General features: G+C 65.9%; 20 protein-coding genes and 1 tRNA gene. 14 read left to right on the top strand and 7 right to left on the bottom strand.

Features of this window, described 5'->3' with window-relative positions; translation table 11 throughout:
* Nucleotides 1–2: 2 nt before the first annotated feature.
* Nucleotides 3–2,408: a glucose/quinate/shikimate family membrane-bound PQQ-dependent dehydrogenase gene (locus CAL24_RS21750; protein WP_094807906.1), complete on the bottom strand. Its 2,406-nt coding sequence runs from the start codon at nt 2,406–2,408 to the stop codon at nt 3–5.
* Nucleotides 2,409–2,586: 178 nt separating this feature from the next.
* Here CAL24_RS21750 and CAL24_RS24080 point away from each other — a divergent pair, with 178 nt between their 5' ends.
* From CAL24_RS24080 to CAL24_RS21740, 3 genes are all read left to right on the top strand, one after another.
* Nucleotides 2,587–2,958, top strand: a complete 372-nt coding sequence (locus CAL24_RS24080) for a DUF2946 family protein (protein WP_051439511.1) — start codon at nt 2,587–2,589, stop codon at nt 2,956–2,958.
* A gap of 387 nt (nt 2,959–3,345) precedes the next feature.
* Nucleotides 3,346–3,807 (top strand): SCO family protein, encoded by a 462-nt coding sequence (locus CAL24_RS21745; RefSeq protein ID WP_349290571.1) that lies wholly within the window; start codon nt 3,346–3,348, stop codon nt 3,805–3,807.
* Between the two features lie 48 nt (nt 3,808–3,855).
* A complete protein-coding gene (locus tag CAL24_RS21740; protein WP_094807904.1) occupies nt 3,856–4,353 on the top strand; it encodes a copper chaperone PCu(A)C in 498 nt (165 codons plus the stop codon).
* Between the two features lie 219 nt (nt 4,354–4,572).
* Here the strand turns inward: CAL24_RS21740 and CAL24_RS21735 are convergent, their stop codons facing one another.
* Nucleotides 4,573–5,334 (bottom strand): IclR family transcriptional regulator, encoded by a 762-nt coding sequence (locus CAL24_RS21735; RefSeq protein WP_028355259.1) that lies wholly within the window; start codon nt 5,332–5,334, stop codon nt 4,573–4,575.
* 216 nt (nt 5,335–5,550) lie between these two features.
* On the opposite strand from CAL24_RS21735, the gene CAL24_RS21730 reads away from it, so the two are divergent.
* From CAL24_RS21730 to CAL24_RS21705, 6 genes are read left to right on the top strand one after another with little or no spacing between them, the layout of a single operon-like run.
* Nucleotides 5,551–6,873 carry an ArgE/DapE family deacylase gene (locus CAL24_RS21730; RefSeq protein WP_094807903.1) on the top strand — a complete coding sequence of 441 codons (1,323 nt, stop codon included), beginning with the start codon at nt 5,551–5,553 and terminating at the stop codon, nt 6,871–6,873.
* Between the two features lie 36 nt (nt 6,874–6,909).
* A complete protein-coding gene (locus tag CAL24_RS21725) occupies nt 6,910–8,520 on the top strand; it encodes an ABC transporter substrate-binding protein (protein WP_094807902.1) in 1,611 nt (536 codons plus the stop codon).
* Nucleotides 8,517–9,494: an ABC transporter permease gene (locus CAL24_RS21720; RefSeq protein WP_170947145.1), complete on the top strand. Its 978-nt coding sequence runs from the start codon at nt 8,517–8,519 to the stop codon at nt 9,492–9,494. The genes CAL24_RS21725 and CAL24_RS21720 overlap by 4 nt, the downstream gene beginning before the upstream one ends.
* On the top strand, nt 9,491–10,333 hold the full coding sequence (locus CAL24_RS21715) for an ABC transporter permease (protein ID WP_094807901.1): 843 nt from the start codon (nt 9,491–9,493) through the stop codon (nt 10,331–10,333). Before CAL24_RS21720 ends, CAL24_RS21715 begins: the two co-directional genes overlap by 4 nt.
* Nucleotides 10,330–11,964 carry an ABC transporter ATP-binding protein gene (locus tag CAL24_RS21710; protein ID WP_094807900.1) on the top strand — a complete coding sequence of 545 codons (1,635 nt, stop codon included), beginning with the start codon at nt 10,330–10,332 and terminating at the stop codon, nt 11,962–11,964. The genes CAL24_RS21715 and CAL24_RS21710 overlap by 4 nt, the downstream gene beginning before the upstream one ends.
* On the top strand, nt 11,954–13,387 hold the full coding sequence (locus CAL24_RS21705) for an amidase (RefSeq protein WP_094807899.1): 1,434 nt from the start codon (nt 11,954–11,956) through the stop codon (nt 13,385–13,387). The genes CAL24_RS21710 and CAL24_RS21705 overlap by 11 nt, the downstream gene beginning before the upstream one ends.
* A 165-nt stretch (nt 13,388–13,552) precedes the next feature.
* Here the strand turns inward: CAL24_RS21705 and CAL24_RS21700 are convergent.
* A tRNA-Phe gene (locus tag CAL24_RS21700) sits at nt 13,553–13,628 on the bottom strand.
* Between the two features lie 165 nt (nt 13,629–13,793).
* Here CAL24_RS21700 and hemA point away from each other — a divergent pair.
* From hemA to CAL24_RS21675, 5 genes are all read left to right on the top strand, one after another.
* The gene (gene hemA, locus CAL24_RS21695) at nt 13,794–15,068 is read left to right on the top strand and encodes a glutamyl-tRNA reductase (protein ID WP_028355265.1); all 1,275 of its coding nucleotides are present in this window, start codon (nt 13,794–13,796) and stop codon (nt 15,066–15,068) included.
* A 93-nt stretch (nt 15,069–15,161) separates the two neighbouring features.
* Entirely contained in the window at nt 15,162–16,244 is a 1,083-nt protein-coding gene (gene prfA, locus CAL24_RS21690) for a peptide chain release factor 1 (RefSeq protein WP_094807898.1), read from the top strand.
* Between the two features lie 13 nt (nt 16,245–16,257).
* Nucleotides 16,258–17,067, top strand: coding sequence for a peptide chain release factor N(5)-glutamine methyltransferase (gene prmC, locus CAL24_RS21685; RefSeq protein WP_038853810.1), 810 nt, complete (start codon nt 16,258–16,260; stop codon nt 17,065–17,067).
* 36 nt (nt 17,068–17,103) lie between these two features.
* Nucleotides 17,104–17,433, top strand: a complete 330-nt coding sequence (gene grxD / locus CAL24_RS21680) for a Grx4 family monothiol glutaredoxin (RefSeq protein WP_028355268.1) — start codon at nt 17,104–17,106, stop codon at nt 17,431–17,433.
* Complete coding sequence (locus CAL24_RS21675) at nt 17,430–17,999, top strand: UbiX family flavin prenyltransferase (RefSeq protein ID WP_028355269.1); 570 nt, start codon at nt 17,430–17,432, stop codon at nt 17,997–17,999. Before grxD ends, CAL24_RS21675 begins: the two co-directional genes overlap by 4 nt.
* A gap of 212 nt (nt 18,000–18,211) precedes the next feature.
* Here CAL24_RS21675 and CAL24_RS21670 read toward each other — a convergent pair whose 3' ends face one another.
* The 4 genes from CAL24_RS21670 to CAL24_RS21655 form a co-directional block, all read right to left on the bottom strand.
* Nucleotides 18,212–18,763 carry a DUF934 domain-containing protein gene (locus CAL24_RS21670; protein WP_028355270.1) on the bottom strand — a complete coding sequence of 184 codons (552 nt, stop codon included), beginning with the start codon at nt 18,761–18,763 and terminating at the stop codon, nt 18,212–18,214.
* Nucleotides 18,756–20,504, bottom strand: a complete 1,749-nt coding sequence (locus CAL24_RS21665) for a nitrite/sulfite reductase (RefSeq protein WP_028355271.1) — start codon at nt 20,502–20,504, stop codon at nt 18,756–18,758. Before CAL24_RS21665 ends, CAL24_RS21670 begins: the two co-directional genes overlap by 8 nt.
* 231 nt (nt 20,505–20,735) lie before the next feature.
* A complete protein-coding gene (locus CAL24_RS21660) occupies nt 20,736–21,353 on the bottom strand; it encodes a glutathione S-transferase (protein ID WP_028355272.1) in 618 nt (205 codons plus the stop codon).
* Nucleotides 21,350–23,083: an FAD-dependent oxidoreductase gene (locus CAL24_RS21655; RefSeq protein WP_094807897.1), complete on the bottom strand. Its 1,734-nt coding sequence runs from the start codon at nt 23,081–23,083 to the stop codon at nt 21,350–21,352. The genes CAL24_RS21660 and CAL24_RS21655 overlap by 4 nt, the downstream gene beginning before the upstream one ends.
* Nucleotides 23,084–23,085: the final 2 nt, after the last annotated feature.

The following is a 23,085-nucleotide window of genomic DNA, read 5'->3' as shown; positions in this document are numbered from 1 at the left end:
CTTCAATCCGGCAGTGCATACGCCACCAGGTAATCGCCCATCTTGGTGCCGAACGAGCCGTGGCCGCCGGCCATGACCACCACATACTGCTTGCCGTCGGCGGCATAGGTCATCGGCGTGGCCTGCCCGCCGGCTGGCAGCCGCCCCTCCCACAGCAGCTCGCCATCGGTGACGTCGAACGCGCGCAGGTAGTTGTCCTGCGTGGCCGCCACGAACATCAGGTTGCCGGCGGTCGAGATGGGACCGCCCAGGCCCGGCACGCCGATCTTCAGCGGCGGCAGCTGGAACAGGTGCGGCAGGCTGTCGCGGATGGTGCCGATGCGCTTCTTCCACACCACCTCGTTGCTCTGCAGGTCCACGCCCGCGACATAGCCCCAGGCGGGCGCCTTGCACGGCAGACCCAGCGGCGACAGGAACGGATTCAGCTCCACGCCGTATGGCGTGCCGTACATGGGCTGAACGCCGCTTTCGGTGCCGGCGCCCTTTTCCTTGATGGGGCGGTTGGCGTCCTCGGGCACCAGCTTGGATACGAACGGCAGGCCGATCGGGTTCATCAGCGCCACCTGGCGATCCCGGTTCACCGACATGCCGCCCCACTCGAACACGCCCAGGTTGCCGGGGAACACCAGGGTGCCGTTCTCCGACGGCGGCGTGTAGATGCCGTCGTAATTCAGGCGCTTGAATATCACGCGGCACATCAGCTGGTCGAGCATCGTGGCGCCCCACATGTCCTTGTCGGTGAGCTTCGCCTGGGGAGCCAGGTTCAGCGCCGAGAACGGCTGCGTGGGGGAATAATGTTCATCCCGGGTCTGGGGGCCGCGCGCCACGCTCTGCGGCACGGCCTTCTCCGTCACCGGCACGATGGGCTGGCCATTGCGGCGGTCCAGCACGAACACATTGCCGGTCTTGGTCAGCACATAGATCGCCGGCACGGTCTGGCCGTTCGCCAGCTTCACGTCCATCAGCGAGGGCTGCGCCGGCACGTCCATGTCCCACAGGTCGTGGTGGGTGGTCTGGAAATGCCAGATCAGGCGCCCGGTGGTGGCGTCCAGCGCCAGGATGGCGTTGGCGTAACGCTCCTTCAGCGGGTCGCGGTCGCCGCCCCAGATGTCGGGGGTGCCCACGCCGGTCGGGACATAGACCACGTCGGCCTGCGCATCGTAGGCCAGCGGCGCCCAGGCATTGGGCGAATTGTGCACGAACTTGGTGTGTTCGCCCGGCATGGCGTTCGGATCTTCCGCCCCGGTGTCGAACACCCATTTCAGTTCGCCGGTGCGCACGTCGTAGCCGCGAATCACGCCGGAGGGCTCTTTGTTGGAGAAATTGTCCGTCACCGAGCCGCCGATGACGATGGTCGTCGCCGTCACCACTGGCGGCGAAGTCGGGTTGTAGCCGCCGGGATAGGCGTGCGGCATGCTTTTCTGCAGGTCGATCTCGCCATTGTCGCCAAAATCGCCGCATTTCTGGCCGTTGTCGGCATTCACCGCGACCAGGCGGCCATCGTTGGTGGGCAGCAGCACCTTGCGCGGGCACGCAGTCGACGCGGCGCCGCCCGCCTTGGCCAGGCTGGCCGGGAACCGCGCGGTGTTGCCGGCGTCGTGATAGGACACGCCGCGGCAAGTCAGGTGCTGGAAGGTCTTGTCGGCCTTGAGCTGCGGATCGTAGCGCCACAGGCGCTTGCCGGTGGCGGGGTCGAGCGCGTCGAGGAACTGGTGCGGCGTGCACAGGAACAGCTTGTCGCCGACCTTGATGGGCGTGACCTCGTTGGTGGTCTCGGCGGAGTCGTTCTCGGTGCGGAAGTCGCCCGTGCGATAGGTCCAGGCCACCTGCAGGTTCTTGACGTTCTCGTCGTTGATCTGCGCCAGCGGCGAATAGCGCACGCCGCCTTCGGTGCGCCCGTAGGACGGCCAGTCCTCATCCGCCACGCCGGGCACGGGCTGCGCCTGGGCCGGCTGCGCGCGGCTCAGCGTGCCATTGATTTCCTGCGGGTCATTGAATATGCCGTAGCCCAACACCGCCAGCATGCCCGCCATGGCGGCGCCCATGGCGAACTTGGCGGGACGCGGCGCGGCAAAGCCGCGCGTGGCGGGCGGCAGCAAGAGCCACAGGCCGAACAGGAACAGCAGGCCGTAGCGCGGCGCCAGCGCCCAGAAATCGGCGCCGACCTCCCAAACCCCCCAGGCCAGCGTGGCCGCCAGGGCCAGCGCGTAAAGCCACAGCCCCGGCTCGCGGTGGCGCCAGAGATATGCCGCGCCGGCCAGTAGCCCGATGCCCAGCAGGGCGTAATACCACGAGCCCCCCAGCGCCGCCAGCCAGACGCCTCCCAGCAGCGAATAGAGCGCAATGAGGAGCAGGACCACCCAGCCTATGACCTGGGACACGCTCCTGCGTTGACCGTTGGCATTCATGGAAGTGCTCCTTAATCAACGTACAGCAGCCTACTGATTGCCACAATACCATCGCCGAACACGATTTGCAGTGTCATCGGGCCGGGCGCTGCCTCGCCGCGCGCCGCCCATGTACTAGAATGCCGGCATGTACCGCAGGCGGACTTCCTTCCTCCAATTGCCAATATCTACTTGGCGCATGATCGTTTATCTGGCGATCATGGCGGTGCTTTGCCGCGCCACGATTCCGGCCGGCTACATGCCTGGCCTCTCCGCGCACCAGCCCGGCAAAGTGGCCCTGGCATTCTGCTCGGGTTCCGGGGCTGTCGCGTCCGTGTTCCTGGAAGTGCCCGGCAAATCTGCAGACTCGTCGCCCGAGCCCGCTGGGCCGGATTGCCCATTTGGCGCATTTGCCAAGCAGGGCGCGATACCCGAGTTTCCCCCCGAAGTCAGGCCCGCGCTTCTGACGTCCATCGCTGTCGACGCGCCCGCGGTGCGGCAAGCATTGCCGCCATTGCCACCGCTCGGCCCCCCGCTGGGCTCCAGGGCGCCGCCCTCGCACCTCGCCTGATCGTTCTGGATGGCTTGCCGCTGTGCAAGCCAACACCGGATCGCTCCGCGAGGTTTTTTTGCGCCTGTACTTGCTGCCGCGTAATGGCCAGCCCGCTGGTTGACGGTCTGCGCGCATCGCGTTGACGGCGGGCCACCTGGCGCTGTTTGCTCCGGATCGATCTACACCCAGGAGTCGCAATGCCGGCCGGAACGCGGCTGCGTGCGAATGCGGATATGCGCGAGAGCGCGGGACTGATAAGGAATAAAGATGTTCAACAGACGTGGTTTCATGGCCGCAGTGACATTGGGAGCGCTCGCCGGACTGGCTGGATGCTCCGGCGAAGACAAACTGGAGAATCTACGTGGCGTGGCTCTTACAGATAGTGCATTGGGAAAGGGCTTTGCCTTGAACGGCACTGACGGCCAGGCGCATACCCTGGCGGACTTCAAAGGCAAGGTCGTCATGGTCTTCTTCGGCTTTACCCAATGCCCCGATGTCTGCCCTACGGCACTTACCAGGGCGGTCGAGGTCAAGCAGAAGCTGGGCGAAAGAGGCAAGAACCTGCAAGTGCTGTTCGTCACGGTAGACCCGGAACGCGACACCCCCGAGGTGCTTTCCGCCTACGTCACGGCATTCGATCCGAGCTTCATCGGCCTGTATGGGTCGCCCGACCAGACCAGGGCGACCGCCAAAGAATACAAGGTGTACTACAGCAAGATCCCGACGGGCTCGTCCTACACCATGGATCACACGGCCCTGAGCTACGTCTACGACGCCGAAGGCAAGCTGAGGGTGGCGTTGCGCCATAACCAGCCCATCGACGACTTCGTCAATGACATCGGGGCCATCATGGACCTGCATGGGTAATGCCTGCAGGAACAGACCCGACTCTTACCCTTGAAAGGAGAACTTCTTATGAGAATCGCCAATAGGTTCGCCATGGCCCTGGGGCTGACGCTGGCCGCGATGGCTGCCCACGCACAAGTTACGGTCGAAAATGCATGGGTACGCGCCACGGTGCCCGGCCAACATGCTACCGGCGCTTTCATGACCCTGCGCGCGCAAACACCGGCACGCCTGGTTTCCGCGCAATCCGATGCCGCCGGCACAACCGAAATCCACGAAATGGCCCTGCAGGGCGATGTCATGAAAATGCGGCAGATCGATGGGCTGGACCTGCCAGCCGGACAGGATGTGGAGCTCAAGTCGGGCGGCTACCACCTGATGTTGCTGGAGCTGAAGCAACAGGTCCGGGTCGGCGAGCAGATCCCGATATCGCTGGTTCTCGACGTCGGAGGCAAGCGCCAGACCGTGCGGCTGCAAGCGCCCGTCCGGCCGCTGGCCAGCCGCGCGCCGTCGGGGCAGCCTGGTCATGGCATGCCTGGGCATGAAAACGGGAAAGGACCCAGCTGATGAGTGCGAGGCCGGCTCCTGCGGCGCGCTGGAGCCGGCGATGGTGGGGGGCCGCTTCCCCCTATTTGGTCACGAATAACTGCTTCGTCCACCGATCCTTTAAATCGCGGTCCATCCGCGATGCGGACAAGTTACTGCAGTCCGCCACCATGACCCTGGAGTGGTGTGCTGCCCCGTGCGAGACCTGCGTCAATATGCAGGACGCGGCCCCAAGACGGCTCATTTTGAACTGAGCGCCTGCGCAGCACTGATGACCAAAGGCCCGAAGCGCTGGGCAAAATCTTCCGGCGTCCATTGCGACAGCTGGCCATAGATGTGAATGGCGGCTGTCGGTAGCCCGGTGTGGTCTATCACGGCCGCGGCTACGGCCAGCTCGCCCAGCAGGGATTCTTGTACGGTCATGGCATACCCGTCGAGCCGTGCCTGGGCGATTTTCTTGCGGATTTCACTAGGTTCCACAATGGTGTGCGGCGTGGCCGCTACCAGGTCGGATCGGGCAAGAATATCGTCGACGCGTTCGTCGGGCAGGCTCGCCATGATGGCCCGGCCCGAGCATGTGCGGTACACCGGCATGGTGCGGCCCACCAGGGTGGCGAAATAATAGCGGCGCCGTGTCTGGCGGCGCAGCGCATACACGATGTTCAGATCGTCGTGCAGGCTCAGGTCCACGCCTTCCTCGGCTTCTTGCTGCAGCTCGATCAGAACCGGATTCGCGCGCTCGATCAGGGGGTTGCTGCGCAGGTAGTCGAAGGTGCGGTGCAGGAACTTCTTGCCGAGCACATAGCCGCGCTGGTTCGGGCCGCGCTCCAGATAGCCCAGCGCCGTCAGCGTATGCAGCATGCGCAGGGTGGAGTTGCGGTCCAGATTGGAAATCTCCATCAGTTCATTCAGGCTCAGCGGGCCGGGCCGCACAGCGAAGGCTTCGATGATGTCGAACGCCTTGGCCACGGATTGATTGAATCGGGTGTCCATACGGACCATTTGCTTACCTCAATAGCGTTTGGCAGGGATGCCCCATGTTAGGGAAATCTCTGCCTTGTCGTGCCTTGTCAGCATCTATCTAAGACCCTATTATGTCATTAATCGACTTTTAAGTGTCAATATTTGATCCTTATGGGATTGGGCCGGTAATCCACCCACGCAGTCATTGGCAGATTGCGACATGGCTGGCCGCCTCAACGGCCGACGGAGTGCGAAATGAGCGAAGTGCAAACACGTACATTACCCGCCCAGGCCATTGAGGCCGCAGTTGACGGGTTGGAGCACTACCTGACCGACACTTTGTCGCGCTTCGTCCAATGCCGCAGCCTGCCGGGACAGGAAACTCCCGCGGCCGAGTTCCTGGAGGCCGAACTGGCCAAGCTGGGTCTGCGGAGCAAACGCATTGCCTTGCGTACCGAAGATATCGAAAACCTGCCGCTTTATTCGCCCGCCTGCTGCCCCGACGGCGGCCGTTTCAATGTGCTGGCTTGCCATGAGCCTGCACAGGTCACCGGTCGTTCGGTACTGTTCAATGGTCACCTGGACGTCGTGCCGACCGGGCCCGAAGAGTTTTGGAGCGAATCGCCTTTCAAGGGCGGCTTGCACGATGGCTGGTTGTACGGCCGCGGCGCGGGCGACATGAAAGCCGGTATCGTATGCGCGTTGGCGGCTTTCAAGGCGCTGCAAGAGCTGGGCGTGCAACCAGCCGGAGTGGTGGGGTTCAACGGGGTGCTCGAAGAAGAAAGCACGGGCAACGGCACCTTGGCAACCGTGTCGGCGCTCAAGAGCGCCATCGGGGCCGCGCGGCTCGCTTCATTCGACGCAGTTCTCATTCCCGAGCCTACGCAAGAGGGCCTGATGTCAGCCCAGCTGGGGGTGTTCTGGCTGTACGTCGAGATCGTCGGCAAGCCGGCCCATGCATCCCTGATGACAACGGGCATCAATCCGGTGAACATAGGCCTGCGCATCGTCGATGCCATCAAGGGCATAGAGCATGAATGGAACCTGCCCGAAAATCGCCATCCCGCGTACCGCGATCATGCGCACCCCATCAACTTCAACCTCGGCCAGATTCATGCCGGCGACTGGAATTCTTCGGTACCCAGCGTATGTACCCTCGGCCTGCGCCTGTCGTGTTATCCCGACATGCCTATCGAAACGGCCAAGGCACGCATCGAGGCGTGCATACGCCGGGTAGAGCAAGAGCTCGCCCAGCCCGATACCCAGGTCCGGATCCGCTATGAAGGCTTCCATGCTCCCGGTTGCGAGTACGACCTCGATGTGCCGCCGCTGCGGCTGCTGGCCGAGGCGCACCAGCGCGTCACCGGCGAGGCGCCCAGGCCGGTGGCGCTCACGGGCACGACCGACGGGCGGCATTTCCGCTTGATGATGGACGTGCCCGTCACCTGCTATGGGCCGGTGTCGCGCAATTATCACGGATTCAATGAGAGTGTCAGCGTGCATAGCATGTTGCGCGTGGCCAAGACGTATGCGTTGTTTCTGAACGACTGGTGCGGAGTTCAGCCCAGACTGGGCTGAGCCCGCCATACATCCGAGATCGTCGAGGGGGTAATCATGCAACTGGTCAATCAGGCCCGTAGGGCCATCGTCAAATGCGCGCTCGCGGCGGCGGCCGCCACCGCCACGTTCGCCAATCTGCCCGCGCAGGCTGCCGAAACGCCGCAGTACGGCGGCGTGCTCACGGCGATTCTGCATCCCGAGCCGCCCAGCCTGATTCTGGCGCTGCAGCAAGTGGCGGGCACGCAGATGGTGGGAGGCAAGATCTTCGAGAGCCTGCTGACCTATTCGTTCGACCTCAAGCCGCTGCCCAGCCTCGCCAAGTCGTGGGAAGTGTCCGACGACAGGCTCACGTACACGTTCCATCTGCAGCCTGGTGTGACCTGGCACGACGGGAAACCGTTCTCGTCGGCGGATGTGGTGTTTTCGTATGAAAAGGTGTTGTCCAAGACGCCGCGCACCCGTGGGCTGATGGAGAACGTCGAATCGCTCACCGCGCCGGACGCGGATACCGTAGTCTTCAAGCTAAAAGAGCCGTATGCGGCCTTTTTGTATGCGTTCGATATCGGCGGCGGCGCCATCTTGCCGAAGCATCTGTACGATGTGGACACGCCCATCGCCCAGAATCCGAACAATGCGCATCCCATCGGCACCGGACCGTTCAAGTTCAAGAAATGGGAGCGCGGCTCTTACATAGAACTCGTGAAAAACGAGAACTACTGGAAGCCGGGCCGGCCTTACCTCGATGGCATTACGTATCGCATGATACCCGACGCCGCCTCGCGCCGGTTGGCCATCGAGCAGGGCACCGTGATGCAGGCATGGCTGCATGACCTCGAGCCGGTGGATGTGCCTCGCGTGGCTAAGCTGCCCAACTTGAAGCACACCAACAAGGGCTACGAGTACTGGTCGACAATGCAGTGGATCGAACTGAACAACACGCGCCCACCCTTCAATGACAAGCGCTTTCGCCAGGCGCTGATGTATGCGATCAATCGCCAGTTCATCGCCGACAAAATCCTGTTCGGCCAGGGAGTGGTGGCAAGCGGGCCCATTCACCACAACACGCGCTTCTATGACGCCAACGTCAAGAAGTACGACTATGACCCCGAGAAGGCGGTGGCTCTGCTCGACGAAATGGGCCTCAAGCCGAACGCCGACGGCGTGCGCGTGTCGGTCAGCATGATCCCGACGCCGTATGGCGAGATGCACCGCCGCGTGGCGGAGTACATCAAGCAGAACTTGTCCAAGGTCGGCATCGCGCTCAATCTGGAAAGCACCGATGTGGGTGGTTGGGTATCGCGCGTGGGAAACTGGGATTTCGATATGGCCGGCAATGGCGTGTTTCAGTACGCTGATCCCGCCATAGGCGTGGCGCGAACTTATATGGGAAGCAATATCCGCAAAGGGGTGATGTTCAGCAACACCTCTCAGTACAACAACCCGAAAGTCGACGAGTTGTTCGATCTGGCGGCCAAGGCGGGCGACGATGCGGACCGGCAGAAGTATTACTCGGAAGTGCAGCGCATTCTCGTCGAGGACGTGCCGTTGGTGTGGTTGATCGACACCAAGTACGGCACCGTCCTGAACAAGCGCGTACACGGCGCCATTACCACGGCCCTGGGCGCGGCGGACACCTATAGCGACGCCTGGTTGTCGAAAGAATGAGCAAGCTGGCCGGCTTCCTGGGCAGGCGCGTGTTCAAGAGCATTTTGGTGCTCTTGATGATCGCCATGTTCAATTTCTTCCTGGTCCGGGCGGCGCCCGGCGATCCGGCCGAGATCCTGGCGGGCCAGTCGGGGGCGGCCGACGCCGAGTACATCGCCAAGCTGCGCCAGGATTTCGGGCTGGACAAGCCCTTGCCCGTGCAACTGGTGTCCTACTTGAAAGACATCGCTTCTTTCGACCTGGGTTATTCCCATCGTCAGCAGGCGCCGGTGGCGACACTCATCATGGAGCAATTGCCGGCCACCCTGGTGCTTACCCTGACCTCGTTCGCCTTCGCACTGCTCGTGGGAGTGGCGTTGGGCGTGCAGGCGGCGCTGCGGGTGGGCAAATGGGGCGACACCATCATCACCACGCTGGCCATGCTCGCCTACGCCACGCCGATTTTCTGGGTGGGGCTGATGCTGGTGCTGGTGTTTTCGGTGCAGTTGCAATGGCTGCCCGCGTTTGGCTACGAAAGTGTGGGGGCAAACCTCACGGGCTTTGCGCGGTTCGCTGATATTGCACGCCATTTGATGCTACCCGCCCTTACGCTGGGCATGTTCTATATGGCCGTCTATGCGCGCCTCACCCGCGCCTCCATGCTGGAGATCCGCCAGCTAGATTTCGTCAAGACCGCCGTCGCCAAGGGGCTGTCCGAACGCACGGTGATCATGCGCCACGTACTGCGCAACGCCTTGCTGCCCATCATTACCTATGCGGGCATCCAGGCTGGCCATCTCATCGGCGGGTCTTTGCTGGTGGAGACGGTGTTCGCCTGGCCCGGGATCGGACGGCTGGCGTTCGATGCCCTGGTGCAGCGCGATTACAGCGTGCTGCTCGGCGTCTTCTTTGTCGCCTCCGTCGTTGTCGTGGTGGTCAACCTGTTCACCGACATTCTCTATACGATCGCCGACCCCAGGATCGAACTGAAATGAAGCGCTTCTTTCATGGATTCTGTCACAACAAGGGCGGTTTCATCGGCTTGAGCGTTCTTGTCCTCGTGACCCTGCTGGCCGTTTTCGCTCATTGGATTTTTCCGGACAGCCCTTGGGACATCGTCAACGCGCCTTACATGCCGCCGCTGTCCGACGATGCGCTGCTGGGCACGGACACCTTGGGCCGGGATATTGCCACCGGCATCGCCTATGGCGCGCGGGTAACCCTGGTGTTGGCCCTGGTGTCGACTGCTGTGTCCATTCTGCTGGGCATTACCGTGGGGTCGGTCGCTGGCTTCTACGGCGGCAAGGTCGATCAGATCATCGTCGGGTTTATCGAGCTGTTCCAGACCATTCCGGGGTTCTTTCTGGCAGTGGTGCTCGTGGCCATTCTCACCCCCAGTATCGGCACCGTGATCCTGGCGATCGCGCTGGTTTCGTGGCCGCCGCTGGCGCGCCTGGTGCGCGCCGAGTTCATGAGCATGAAACACCGCGAGTTTGTCGAAGCCGCGATACTGAGCGGCCAATCGAACGCCCGCATCATACTCACGCAGATCCTGCCCAACAGCCTTTCGCCGGTGATTGTGTCAGGATCGCTTATGGTGGCCAGCGCCATCTTGCTGGAGTCGGCGCTGAGCTTCCTGGGGCTGGGCGATCCCAACACCATGACCTGGGGATACATCATTGGCGCATCGCGCAGCGTGCTGCGTGACGCATGGTGGATGAGCGTGTTCCCGGGCATTGCCATTCTGGTGACCGTCCTGGCCCTCAACCTGGTGGGCGAAGCGCTCAACGATGCGCTCAACCCCAAACTGGCGCGCAAGCGAGCAAGCTCATGAGCGTACTGCTGGAAGTCCGCGACTTGGTTATTTCTGTCGTGCAGGATGAGCAACCTGTTGTGAAAGGCGTTACCTACAGCGTCAACCAGAACGAAATTCTTTGCGTCGTCGGCGAGTCGGGTTCGGGCAAGTCGGTCACGGCGCATGCGCTGATGGGGTTGCTGCCAGCAGGCGAGCTGCGGGTAAAGAGCGGCAGCATCCGTTATCGCGGGCGGGAGCTGACCGGGCTCGCGCCCAAGGACTGGCAGGACCTGCGCGGCAAGTCGTTCGGCATGGTGTTCCAGGAGCCGATGACGGCCCTGAACCCCATCATGCGCATCGGCCGCCAGGTCGACGAGGTGCTCGAGCGTCATACCGATATGCCGGTCGAGGCGCGTCGCGCCAAGGTGCTGCAGCTGTTTCGAGAGGTGATGCTGCCCGATCCCGAGAAGCTCATCGACGCCTACCCTTTCCAGCTGTCGGGCGGCCAGCGCCAGCGCGTGGTGATTGCCATGGCGCTGGCGATGGAGCCCGACATACTCATTGCCGACGAACCTACCACGGCGCTCGATGTCACGACTCAGGCCCAGATCCTGGCCATGATCAAGGACATCCAGGCGCGCATGGGCATAGGGGTGATTTTCATCACTCACGATTTCGGCGTGGTGGCCGAGATCGCCGACCGCATCGTGGTAATGCGCCATGGCCAGGTGGTAGAGCAGGGCGCTGCGGCAGACATCCTGAATCGTCCGCAGGCGGCCTATACGCGCCAGTTGATTGCCGCCGTGCCGCACAAACCCGAGGGTAAGGTGGTGGCATCGCCCACTTCGGCGCTGATGGTGATCGAGAACCTGCACAAGACTTTTCGTACCGATCGGGGGCGCCAAGTTCAGGCGTTGAAGAATATTTCGCTGGCTATTCAGCGAGGCGAAACCGTAGGTCTGGTGGGCGAATCGGGGTCGGGCAAGTCCACCCTGGGGCGCGCGCTCACCGGACTGATCCCTCCCGACGGCGGCAGCGTAAAACTGGATGGCCACGAGCTCGTGGGCCTGTCGCCCCGCGATTGGCACAAGTATCGGCGCCAGATCCAGATGGTGTTCCAGGACCCTTATGCCTCGCTGAATCCACGCCACCGCATCGTTGACGCGGTAGCCCAGGGGCCTATTGCCTACGGCGAGCCGCGTACCAAGGCCCGCGCCGATGCGCGTGCGCTGCTTGAGCTCGTGGGCCTGGGCGGGGATGCCGCCGATCGCTATCCGCACCAGTTTTCCGGGGGGCAGCGTCAGCGCGTGGGTATTGCCCGCGCGCTGGCCTTGCGCCCGCGTCTGCTGGTGGCCGACGAGGCCGTCTCGGCGCTCGACGTGTCCATTCAGGCACAGGTGCTCGACCTGCTCAAGACCGTCAGCGGGCAGTTTGACCTGGCTGTCCTGTTCATTACCCACGATTTGCGAGTCGCCGCCGAGATCTGCGACCGCATTGCCGTGATGCGCCAGGGTGAACTGGTGGAGCTGGGGCGCGCGACCGACATTTTCTATCGCCCCCAGCACGAGTACACGCGACGCCTGATCGACTCCATTCCTGGCAGGCAATGGTCCAAGCCGGACCTCGCCCAACCTGACTCCTTGCAAGGACCTATAGCTTATGCAACATGATGAGTACGAATCCCTGGACGGCCTGGGTATGGCTGCCCTGCTCAAGTCGGGCGATATCACTACCGAGGACCTGATGCGCTGCGCCGTGGAACTGGGGCGCAGCAGGGGGAGCGCCCTCAATGCGCTGTGCTACGAGCAATACGAAGCCTCGCTTGAATTGGCGCGCAACTGGCAGCCGCGGGGCGCATTTCGCGGCATTCCGTTCTTGCTGAAGGATTCGGGGCTGCCGTCCACGCGCTTTCCGTCCAGCCTAGGCTCGCGCCTGCTCAATGACACTACCTACGAGTGCAACGGCACCGTGACAAACCGCTTCGAGCAGGCAGGCCTGATTGCTTTCGCGCGCTCTACCGTGCCGGAGTTCTGCATGGGCGCCACGACCGAGGCGGTGCGCAACGGCGGACCCACCCGCAATCCCTGGGGCCTGGACCGCTCCGCGGGAGGGTCGAGCGGCGGCGCGGCGGCGGCCGTGGCTGCGCGCATCGTGCCGCTGGCGCATGGCAGCGATGGCGGCGGTTCGATCCGTATTCCGGCAGCGTGCTGCGGCGTGTATGGCCTGAAGGCCTCGCGCGGCCGCGTTCCGATGGGGCCGTTGCGCGGCGAAGGTTGGGGCGGCATGGCCACCGATGGCGTGCTGAGCCTGAGCGTGCGCGATACCGCCGCCGCCATGGACGCCATCGCGGGCTATGAGCCCGGCGCTCCCTATGCCTGCCCGCCCCAGACTGGTTCGTATCTGGACGCTGTCGCGGAAGCGCCCGTCAAGCCATTTCGCATCGCTGTCTGGCGGTCGGCCTGGAACGACATCGCGGTGGCTCCGGAGCCATTGCAGGCGGTGGAGGGCGCGGCCGAATTGTTGCGCGGCCTGGGGCACACCGTCGTCGATTCCGCGCCTCCGCCCATCGATTACGAGGCATTCGTGCGCGCGCACGCGTGCATCTTGGCCAGCAATATCGTGCTGTCGGTGGATACGCGACTGAAGCTGGCCGGCAAGTCGCTGCAGGCCGACGATCTGGAACCCGCGATGATATCGGGCTACGAGTTCGGCAAAACCATCGGTGCCGACGAATACATTGCCAGCGTGAACCGGCTGCATGCCATCGGCCGTGCCATGGAAACCTATATGCAGGAGTTCGACCTGGTGCTGGCTCCGGCGCTGACCGAGCTGCCGGTGAAACTGGGCGAACTGTCCATGCAGCGTGGCGCGTTTCTCGAGCTGCGCCACCGGGTATCGCGCTATGCCACTTTCATGGCCGTCTTCAATGCGTCGGGTCAGCCTGCCGCCAGTCTGCCCTTGTTTGCCACGTCCGGGGGCGTTCCCGTTGCCGCGCAATTGGTGGGCCGTTTCGGCCGTGAAGACGTGATCCTGCAGGTGTCGGCTCAGCTCGAGCGCGCGGCGCCCTGGCGGGGACGTAAGCCGGCATTCTGATGTTGGAAGATGCCATTCTTTCGATATCGGCTCAGGATCGCGAGCTTCCCCACATTTAGACAGGGGGCTCCGCGCTGCCTGAAATGAGCCCCGTCACGGGGCTCTCTGTTAATTCCCTGACACAGAAAGAAAATGCCCAGCTACAAGAGCTGGGCATCGAATTCGTGGTGGCCTGGGGCGGAATCGAACCACCGACACGCGGATTTTCAATCCGCTGCTCTACCAACTGAGCTACCAGGCCAACGAAGTCCGCAACTATACACAATTTTCTTGATCTGTGCAGGCTCGGGTAGCGCCGGCCGGCCGATCGGTTACCCCCGGGATAACCCGGAGGGGTATAATTTTGATCGACCCAATGTTACAAATGTGCCGTCGCCCCGGGGCGGCGGCCATTGTCCCGCGTTCCATGTCCGTCGCTGTTCTTGCTTTCGGTCTGAATCACACGTCCGCGCCCGTCTCGGTGCGCGAACGCGTTTCCATGCCGGTCGACCTGGTGCGGCCGGCGCTCGAAGGCCTGCGCTCGGCTTTCGGCGGGGCGGTGCGCGAAGCGGCCATCCTGTCCACCTGTAACCGCACCGAAGTCTATTGCGCCGCCGAGGCCCAGGTGGCCGAGCAATTGCCGGCCTGGCTGGCCGACCACAACCGCATCGAGGCCGGCGCGCTCAACCCGCACCTGTACCGCCACCAGCAGGACGAGGCCGTGCGCCATGCGTTCCGCGTGGCCAGCGGGCTCGACTCCATGGTGCTGGGCGAGCCGCAGATCCTCGGCCAGATGAAGGACGCGGTGCGCGCCGCCGGCGAGGCCGGCTCGCTGGGCACGCTGCTGCACCAGTTGTTCCAGCGCACTTTCTCGGTGGCCAAGGAAGTCCGCTCGCAGACCGCCATCGGCGCCCATTCGGTGTCCATGGCGGCGGCGGCCGTGCGGCTGGCCGAGCGGGTGTTCGGCAACCTGGAAGAAGCCCGCACGCTGTTCATCGGCGCCGGCGAAATGATCGAGCTCTGTGCCACCCATTTCGCCGCGCAGCGCCCGCGCAGCATGGTGGTGGCCAACCGTACCGCGGAACGCGCGGAATTGCTGGCCGGGCGGTTCTCGGCCGGCACCATGAAGCTGGCCGACCTGCCCGAGCGCCTGGCCGAATTCGACGTCATCGTGTCCTGTACGGCCAGTTCGCTGCCCATATTGGGCCTGGGCCTGGTCGAGCGCGCCACCCGCCAGCGCCGCCACCGGCCCATCGTCATGATCGACCTGGCCGTGCCGCGCGACATCGAGCCCGAGGTCGGCCGCCTCGACGACGTCTACCTGTACTCGGTGGACGACCTGGGCCGCTTGGTGCAAAGCGGTACCGACGCGCGCCGCGCGGCGGTGGTGCAGGCCGAGGCCATCATCGAAACCCGCGTCCAGGGCTTCATGCACTGGATGCAATCGCGCGAGGTGGTGCCCGTCATCCGCGACTTGCACCAGGCCGCCGAGGACGTGCGCGCCGCCGAGCTCGAACGCGCCCGCCGCCTGCTGGCGCGCGGCGAGTCGCCCGAGGCCGTGCTGGACCAGCTCGCCCACGGGCTCACCCAGAAGTACCTGCACGGCCCGCTGGCGGCGTTGAACCGCAGCGAGGGCGAGGAGCGCAAGCAGTTGCTCGCCTGGATGCCGCGCCTGTTTCCCGGCCGCGATTCGCGCCGTTAGCGCCGCTGTCCCGATGCCCGCCGCCTTGGCGGGCGTTCGTTTTCCGGGCGCCCGCTTTCCGCTAATCCGCTATTCGTCTTTCTGGTATTCCCTATGAAATCTTCCATGCGCAGCCGGCTGGAACAGCTGTCCCACCGCCTGATCGAGGTCGATGCCCTGCTGGCCGAGCCCGAGACCGCTGCCGATATGGAACGCTTTCGCAAGCTGTCGCGCGAGCGCGCCGAGCTGGAGCCGGTGGTGCAGGCCTACGGCCAGTTCGCCCGCACCGAGGAGGACCTGGCCACCGCGCAGGAAATGCTGGCCGACCCCGACATGAAGGCGATGGCCGAGGAAGAGCTCAAGTCCGGCCGCGAGCGCCTCGAAAAGCTCGAGGCGGAGCTGCAGGTGCTGCTGCTGCCGCGCGATCCCAACGACGGGCGCAGCCTGTTCCTGGAAATCCGCGCCGGCACGGGCGGCGACGAGAGCGCGCTGTTCTCGGGCGACCTGCTGCGCATGTATTCGCGCTACGCCGAACAGCGTGGCTGGCGTGTCGAGCTGATGTCGGAAAGCCCGTCCGAATTGGGCGGCTACAAGGAAGTGATCGCGCGCATCGACGGCGACGGCGCGTACGGCCGGCTGAAGTTCGAGTCGGGCGCGCACCGCGTGCAGCGGGTGCCCGCCACCGAGGCGCAGGGCCGCATCCATACGTCGGCCTGCACGGTGGCGGTGATGCCCGAGGCCGACGCGATGGGCGAGATCGTCATCAACCCGGCCGACCTGCGCATCGATACGTTCCGCGCCAGCGGGGCCGGCGGCCAGCACATCAACAAGACCGATTCGGCGGTGCGCATCACCCACTTGCCGACCGGGCTGGTGGTGGAATGCCAGGACGACCGCTCGCAGCACCGCAACAAGGACAAGGCCATGCAGGTGCTGGCCGCGCGCCTGAAGGACCGCGAGCTGCGCGAGCGCCAGAACAAGGAAGCCGCCGAGCGCAAGAGCCTGGTGGGGTCGGGCGACCGGTCCGAGCGCATCCGCACCTATAACTTCCCGCAGGGCCGCGTCACCGATCATCGCATCAACCTGACGCTGTACAAGCTGCAGCAGATCATGGAAGGCGATCTGGAAGAACTGACCGGCGCCCTGATCGCCGAACACCAGGCCGAGCAGTTGGCGGCGCTGGGGGACGAGCTCTGACGTGGACCGCCCGATCCTGCAAACCTTCCTGCAGGACCCGCGCTTGCCGCGCCTGGAGGCGCGCATGCTGCTGGAACATGTGTTGCAAAAGCCGCGCGCCTGGATGCTGGCGCACGACACCGACCCGATCGAGCCCTGGCAGGCGCAGCAGTACCAGGCCCTGGTGACGCGCCGCCTGGCCGGCGAGCCCATGGCGTACCTGGTGGGCCACCGCGAGTTCATGGGACACGATTTCGCGGTCACGCCGGACGTGCTGATCCCGCGGCCCGAGACCGAGCTGCTGGTCGAGACCGCGCTGCAGTGGCTGGCCGGCCATCCCGAGGCCGCCGTGCTCGACCTGGGCACGGGCAGCGGGGTGATCGCCGTGTCGATCGCCCTGGGCGCGCCGCAAGTGGTGTCGGTGACCGCCACCGACGCCAGCGCGGCGGCGCTGCAGGTGGCGGTGCGCAATGCCGCGCGCCTGGGCGCGCGGGTCGATTTCGCGCAGGGCAGCTGGTATGACGCCCTGCCGGCGCGGGCCCGCTACGACCTGATCGTTTCCAACCCGCCGTACATTGCCCGCGACGACGAGCACATGCGGCGCGGCGACCTGCGCTTCGAGCCGCGCCGCGCCCTGACCGACGGCGCCGACGGCCTGCGCGACCTGGCCGCCATCGTGGCCGGCGCGGCCGCCCGGCTGCGCCCCGGCGGCGCCCTGTGGGTGGAGCACGGCTGGGACCAGGCCGCCGCGGTACGGCAGTTGCTGGTTGCCGCCGGCTTCGGCCAGGTGGCCAGCCGGCGCGACCTGGCCGGAATCGAGCGGATTTCCGGCGGGTCCCTATAATGGATTCATTCCGCTTTTCCTGTTTGTGAGACCACCATGAGCGACGTGCAAGAATTCATCCGCGAAACCGTCACGCAGCACCCCGTCGTGCTGTTCATGAAGGGCAGCGCGCAGTTTCCGCAATGCGGGTTCTCGGGCCGCGCGATCCAGATCCTGAAAGACTGTGGCGTGAAGAAACTCGTCACCGTGAACGTGCTCGAGGACGACGAAGTGCGCCAGGGCATCAAGGAATATTCCAACTGGCCGACCATTCCACAGCTGTACGTCAGCGGCGAGTTCATCGGCGGTTCGGACATCATGACCGAGATGAACGAGAGCGGCGAGCTGAAGACGCTGCTGGACGGCGCCGGCGCCACGACCGCATGACGTCCCCGCGGCGGCTGGTCGTCGGCATCACGGGCGCCACCGGCGCCCTGTACGCGGTGCGCCTGCTGCAGGCGCTGCGCGGGGTCGACGACGTCGAGTCGCACCTGGTGGTGTCCGCCTCGGGCGTGCTCAACATCAAGCACGAGCTCGACATCGGCCGCCACGAAGTCCAGGCCCTGGCCGACCATGTGCACAGCGTGCGCGACGTGGGGGCCACGCTGGCCAGCGGCGCCTTCCAGACCGCCGGCATGGTGATCGTGCCGTGCTCGATGCGCACGCTGGCCGCCGTGGCGCACGGGCTGTCGGACAACCTCATCACGCGCGCGGCCGACGTCACCCTGAAAGAGCGGCGCCGCCTGGTGCTGATGGTGCGCGAAACGCCGTTCAACCTGGCGCACCTGCGCAACATGACCGCCGTCACGGAAATGGGCGGCATCATCTTCCCGCCGCTGCCGGCGTTCTATCACCGCCCCGAGTCCATCGAGCAGATGGTCGACCACACCGTCGCGCGCGTGCTGGAATTGTTCGATATCCACGTGCCCGGCCCGCATTGGGAAGGCATGTAGGCGCGTTCGCATGCCGGGTGGTTTTCCTGGCCTCCACGCAACGGTTTCAGGCGCCAGGCGCCCGTAGGGTGCCTGACATCTCTCAGACACCTGAGTGTGCGGCCGCTATTTCGACTGCATAGGTGTCAGACACCCCATGGGGTGTCTGACACCTCGGTATCGCGGTGCGTGCGGCCCTGCGTCGGGCGCACGCGCCTCGTCCGCCGCACAGGTCACGCGGCCAGCAGTTCCGGCGGGCGGGGCTTGGGATAGGTCTTCTGGTAGTGCACCGTGAAGGTCTTGAACGCCGCCAGGGCCTGGTGCGGGTCGTGGCCCGGCTTGACCAGGAAGCTGTCGAAGCCGACGCGCGCCTGGTAGTGGATGGTGTCGATCATGACGTCGCCCAGCGCACGCAGCTCGCCTTGCCAGCCGTGGCGCGTGCGCAGCAGTTGCGCCAGCGAGTAGCCGCGTCCGTCGGTGTAGAGCGGGAAGTCGATGGCGATGAAGGCGATGCCTTCGGGCACCCGGCCCGCTTCGCCGACCAGGTCTTGCAGGTTGGTGGCCGGCGCCAGCAGCACCGCCACCGGATGCCGGCGCTGGCGCAGCGTGTCGCGCGCCGCGTTCCAGACCGGCAGGGGGACGATCCAGCCCGGTTCGTCGGGCGGCAGTTGCGCGCCGGGTTCGCTGTCGGCTTCGGGCGCGAACACGCGCGCGTCGTTGTCTTGCAGGCGGCCGTGGCGGATCAGGTGCGGCACGGCATCGTCGGCGGCAATGGCATCAGGCATGGGCAACCTCGCGGGCGGGCGCCGGGGCGGATTTGGCCAGCGCCGGGTCGGAATAGACGTCTTCTTTGAAGGGGGCGATGCCGACGCGGTCGACCACGTCGATGAAGCGCTCGGCATCGCTGTCGCGCAGGCGCAGGTAGGTGCGCACCAGTTGCTCGACCACGTCGGGCACCTGCTCGCGCGCGAACGAGGGGCCGATGATGCGGCCGATGGCGGCGCCGCCGCCGCGCAGCGATTGCAGGTCGGGCAGCGGCTTGGCCGCGCCGTTCTGGCGGCCGCCGATGGTCACCTGGTACCACTCTTCGCCGTTCTTGTCGACGCCGAGGATGCCGATATGGCCGACGTGGTGGTGGCCACAGGCGTTGATGCAGCCCGAGATGTTGAGGTCGAGCTCGCCGATTTCGAACAGGTAGTCCAGGTTGTCGAAGCGGCGCTGGATGGCTTCGGCCACCGGGATCGAGACGGCGTTGGCCAGGGCGCAGAAGTCGCCGCCGGGGCACGAGATGATGTTGGTCAGCAGGCCGATGTTGGGCGTGGCCATGTTGAGCGCGCGCAGTTCCTGCCACAGCTCGAACAGCTGCGCGCGGCGCACGTCGGCCAGCACCAGGTTCTGCTCGTGCGAGACGCGCACTTCGCCATGGCCGTAGCGTTCGGACAGGTCGGCCACGGCTTCCATCTGGTCGGCCGTGATGTCGCCGGGCGGCACGCCGGTGGGCTTGAGCGACAGGGTGACGGCGGCATAGCCGGGCACTTTGTGGGCATGCACGTTGCGGCGCAGCCAATGCGCGAAGGCGGGATGGGCCGCCGCGTGCATCTCGGTGGGGTCGGGCTCGCCGGCGGCGGCCGCGTCGTATTCGGGCCAGGTGAAGCGGCCGGCGATGGTGTCGACGTATTCCTGGGTCAGCGTGTCCGGGCCGCCCTTGATCAGCTGCCACTGTTCGTCGACTTGCCGGGCGTAGACTTCCGGCGTCAGGTCCTTGACCAGGATCTTGATGCGCGCCTTGAATTTGTTGTCGCGCCGGCCGTGCATGTTGTAGACCCGCAGCGCGGCCTGCAGGTAGGTGAGCAGGTGCTGCCATTCGACGAACGGGTTGATCAGGTGCCCGACCATGGGGGTGCGGCCCAGGCCGCCGCCCACCCAGACGCGAAAGCCCAGCACGCCGTCGCGCTCGACGGCCTGCAGGCCGATGTCGTGCACGCCGACGGCGGCGCGGTCTTCTTCGGCGCCGCTGACCGCGATCTTGAACTTGCGCGGCAGGAAGGCGAATTCGGGGTGCAGCGTGGACCACTGGCGGATGATCTCGCACCACACCAGCGGGTTCACCAGTTCGTCGGGCGCGATGCCGGCGAAGTGGTCGGAGGTGGTGTTGCGGATGCAGTTGCCGCTGGTCTGGATGGAGTGCATCTGCACCTTGGCCAGTTCGGCCAGGATGGTCGGCACGTCTTCCAGCCTGGGCCAGTTGAACTGCATGTTCTGGCGCGTGCTGAAGTGGCCGTAGCCGCGGTCCCAGGTGCGCGCGATGTGCGCCAGCGTGCGCAGCTGCCGCGCGGCCAGCAGGCCGTAGGGGATGGCGATGCGCAGCATGGGCGCGTGGCGCTGGATGTACAGGCCGTTCTGCAGGCGCAGGGTGCGGAAATCGTCTTCGCTGAGCTGGCCGTTCAGGAAGCGCTGGGTCTGGTCGGTGAACTGCGCGACGCGCTGTTCGACGAGTTGTTGATCGACGGGATCGTACACATACATGGCAGGTTGCCCTTGTGGGGGCGCCCGGTGGGGCGCTGGGGAACAACCTGCGGCGGGCAGTAGGCCGGCACGGGCGGGGCGGACGCGCGAACGCGCCGCCGCCCGGCGCCGCAGGGTTCTATGCTCATAACCGTAACAGCCGCTAGAGCGCGCTGTCTAAGTCATTCTGGTAATAAGAATAGAAGCCCGCGGCACGTGCGCCGAGGTGGCCCGGGCCGCCCCGGAACGCCGCTATGCGGGGCGCGCCTCGGGGGCGGTCGCGCGCATCGAGGGGCGCTCGCCGAAGCCGGCATACCAGGCCGCGCAGGCGGGGTGGCTGGCGCGCCAGTCGTAGTCCGGGTAGCGGAAATCCAGGTAGCCGAGCGCGCAGCCCAGGGTGATGGTGCCGATGTCGAGGCGGTCGCCGAAGCCGGCGGCGCGGCGCTCGAACTGCGCCAGCGCGTCGGCCACCTTGCCCATCTGGCCGTCGATCCAGCCGCTCCAGCGGTTCGGCTCGGGGCGCACGGTGGTCTCGTAGCGCGCCAGCAGCGCGGCGCCGAGGATGCCGTCGGCCAGCGCCTGGTCGGCCAGCGCCTGCCAGCGCGCCGGGCCGGCGGCCGGGAACAGCTTGCCGCCGCCGAGGTGGTCCAGGTATTCGCAGATGACGCGGCTGTCGTAGAGCGCCTGGCCGTCGTCGGTGAGCAGGGTGGGCACCTGGCCGAGCGGGTTGCTGGCGATGATGACGCGGTCGCGGTTGACCGGGTGGGCGGCGCTGGGCAGTTTCTCGATCCGGCCGGCCTGGCCGGTTTCGTGCGCCACCACCATGCATTTGCGCACGAACGGCGAGGCGGGGGAGAAATAGATTTTCATGCGGTCTCCTCGGGTAGGGTCGCTGGGGACGCGCCGGCCAGGTGCCGGGCGGCCAACCAGCCGAAGGTTAATGCCGGACCCAGCGTAATGCCAGGGCCGGGGTAGGCGCCGCCCATGACCGAGTGCATGTCGTTGCCGGCCGCATAGAGGCCGTCGATGGGCGCGCCGTGCCGGTCCAGGATGCGCGCGTGCTCGTCGGTCGCCAGCCCCCAGGCCGTGCCGATGTCGCCCGCGACCACCTGCACGGCGTAATAGGGGCCGGCGCCCAGCGGCGCCAGGCAGGGGTTGGGGCGGTGGTCGGGGTCGCCCAGGTAGCGGTTGTAGGCAGTGCCGCCCTTGCCGAAGTCCGGGTCGATGCCCTGGCTGGCGTGGGCGTTGTAGCGCGCCACCGTGTCCTGCAAGGCGTCGGCGGGCAGCTTCAGGCGCGCGGCCAGTTCGGCCAGGGTGGCGGCCTCGTGCAGGTAGCCGGACTCGATCAGGTGGCGGCGCGGGCGTCCGCCCGGCAGCGCCAGCCCCAGGCCCCAGGTATCGATGAACTGCCGGTCGCAGATGAGGAAGGCCGGGATCGACGGCGTGTCGCGGTGCGAGCGGTACATCGCCAGCACGAACTCATGGTACGACGCCGATTCGTTGACGAAGCGGCGGCCGGCGCCGTTGACCGCGATCAGGCCCGGCTTGGCGCGGTCCCATACCAGGTGCGGGTAGCGCACCTGGCTGCCGTCCGGGCGGGCCAGGATGGAGACCGGGGCCCAGAAGGCCGGGCTGGCCGGACGCGGCCCGAGGGTGGCGCCCGCCTCGAGCGCCAGGCGGATGCCGTCGCCGGTATTGCCTTGCGGCGCCATCGACCAGGCGCCGGTGGGCTGCGGATAGGCCTGGGCGCGGCGCGCCCGGTCCCAGGGAAAGCCGCCGGTGGCCAGCACGATGCCGCGTCGCGCGCGCACGTGCCAGGGCCGGCCGGCGCGCCGTACGGTGAGCCCGGTGGCGCGCCCGTCGGCGTCGCGGTGCAGTGCCACGGCGGGCGTGTCGAGCCAATAGGGCACCTGCCGCTGCAGCAGTGCGTGGAACAGCTGTCCGGCCAGCGCGTTGCCCAGCAACAGGCGCGTGCCGCGATGGTAGCCGCGCAGGCGGTCGGCGCCGTAGCGCAGGACCAGTTTCATGGCATGGCGCCACGACTCGAACTTGCGCGTGGCATTGAGCAGGTGGCGCACGTCGGCCACCGACACCATCATGCCGTCCAGCACCAGGAATTCCGGCAGCGGGTCGCGCAATTCGCGGAAGCGGCGGCGGCCCAGCCGCCGGCCGTCGAACTCGGCCGGGTCGAGCGAGCGCCCGCCCAGCGCGGCGCCGGGGCGGTCCGGGTAATAGTCGGGCGAGGCGCGCCGGGCGACCGCTTCCAGCAGGCCGTGCCCGGCCAGGTATCGCAGCACGCGCGGCGCGGCTTCCAGGTAGGCGCGCTTGAGCGCGGCCGGCGCCGCGTCGCCCACGGTCTGTTCCAGGTAGGCCCAGACTTGCTCGTAGGTGTCGGGATGGCCGGCCGCGGCGGACTGGTCGTTCAAGGGCAGCCACAGCGCGCCGCCCGAGATGGCGGTGGAGCCGCCGATGCGGCCGGTCTTTTCCACCAGCAGCACCTGCAGGCCTTCCGTATGGGCGGTGAGGGCGGCGGTCATGCCGGCGGCGCCCGAGCCGACCACGATGGCATCGACTTCGCTGTTCCAGCGCGGAGTATCCATGG

This window comes from Bordetella genomosp. 2 (assembly GCF_002261345.1).
Lineage (GTDB): Bacteria > Pseudomonadota > Gammaproteobacteria > Burkholderiales > Burkholderiaceae_B > Bordetella_A.
Note: the sequence above shows the minus strand (reverse complement) of the source record. Positions and strands in the feature narration are given on the sequence as shown.